We start from the raw sequence: 1,627 nt of genomic DNA, 5'->3' as shown, positions 1-1,627 counted from the left end.
TTAAGGTGCGACGGACCCGACCCACATGCAAGGCCAATAGATATAAGGCAATTACTTGTCCGGTAAAGGCTTTGGTGGAAGCTACGCTAATTTCAGGCCCACATCTCGTATAGATCACCCCATCGGCCTCACGCGCCAAAGTACTTCCTACCACGTTCACAATTGCCAGGACACGAGCCCCTCGGTGTTTGGCTTCCCGTGCGGCCGCCAATGTATCTGCGGTCTCACCTGATTGTGAAATGGCAATAAACAAATCGTCCTTTTGAATCATAGGCTCCCGGTATCGGAACTCGGAACCAATATCCACCTGAACAGGACGACGAATCATTTCTTCGAATAAATATTTCCCGACAAGCCCTGAATGCCAAGACGTCCCACATGCAACGATCCAGATTCGCCTGGCGTTGAGCAACTCCTCGTCCGTCATGGCTAAATCGGGAAGATCTGCTTCGCCCGTTTCATATTGAAACCGGCCGCGAAGCGTATCCATGATCACCTGTGGCTGTTCGTGGATTTCTTTCATCATGAAATCCGGATACCCCCCCTTTTCCGCCGCCTCAGCATCCCAATCAATAGTAACGGGGTTGAAGCTTTTTGGTTGGCCATCCGAATCAAAAATGGTGATACTGGAACCCTCTAAAATGCCAACATCTCCGTCTTCTAGAAACACCACCTCCCGTATATGGGCAAGGAGAGGAGTCACGTCAGAGGCCAAAAAGGCTCCTTTTCCATTCTGACCAATCACGAGGGGACATCCAGAACGACTGACGACAATACGCCCTGGCTCCGCCAACGACATCACGGCAATGGCATAACTCCCATGTAAATCATTGGCAAGTAATCTGACGGCCTCTTGAAGCCCATGCCCTTTTATCGTGAGTGAGGATAGGAGGTGTGCAATAACCTCGGTGTCAGTTTCCGACTCAAACCGATAGCCTTCCAATTCCAATCGATGGCGAAGGTCTAGAAAATTTTCAATGATCCCGTTATGGACAAGAACAATCTCTCCCGAACGGTGAGGATGGGCATTTTGTTCAGATGGACGACCATGCGTGGCCCAACGTGTATGACCAATCCCTATAGTTCCGGCGACAGCCCCGTTTTGCAAAACGGCCTGGAGATTAGTGAGCTTGCCTACAGTTCTTCGAATCTTCAACTCTCCATTATGTTGAATGGCAATCCCGGCGGAGTCGTACCCTCGATATTCCAGCCGTTGTAGCCCGGCGACTAAAATAGGAGTCGCTGATTCACCGCCAACATATCCGATGATTCCACACATACTCTAACGCTCCTTACATCTCATCATTTTTTCAAATGGCATTGGAAAAATCAGGATGGTATCGATCAGTGAAGTCCGAGATGGAAACACATGAGCCCCGCCAGCCATCGCTGGACGTCGTTCATCAAAATTGGCCACTAGACAGGGCCTTTTTTTTGCTGAGGGGTCGGTCGGAGTGACGACTCTGCCGACTCCCCATACTCTTTGGCCTGAACATGGGCGGCTGAGGAAGAAGCCAGAATTTCTCGCCGTTTCGCCGCCGTACCTTCTTTATTGACTTGCGCGACTCGAGAAATGCCCAATGCGTTGGGTGGAACATTTTTCGTGACGGTGGTCCCTGCCGCAATT

2 protein-coding genes are annotated in these 1,627 nt (G+C 50.5%); both read right to left on the bottom strand.

The genetic code is table 11. The annotated features are described in order from the left end of the window. A partial coding sequence (glmS, locus tag MRJ96_00010; protein ID MDR4499824.1) for a glutamine--fructose-6-phosphate transaminase (isomerizing) occupies nucleotides 1-1,279 on the bottom strand: 1,279 nt, incomplete at its 3' end. A 137-nt stretch (nucleotides 1,280-1,416) separates the two neighbouring features. Further along, a partial coding sequence (locus tag MRJ96_00005; GenBank protein MDR4499823.1) for a hypothetical protein occupies nucleotides 1,417-1,627 on the bottom strand: 211 nt, incomplete at its 5' end.

Source organism: Nitrospirales bacterium (genome assembly GCA_031315865.1).
Classification (GTDB): Bacteria; Nitrospirota; Nitrospiria; order Nitrospirales; family UBA8639; genus JAGQKC01.
Note: the sequence above shows the minus strand (reverse complement) of the source record. Positions and strands in the feature narration are given on the sequence as shown.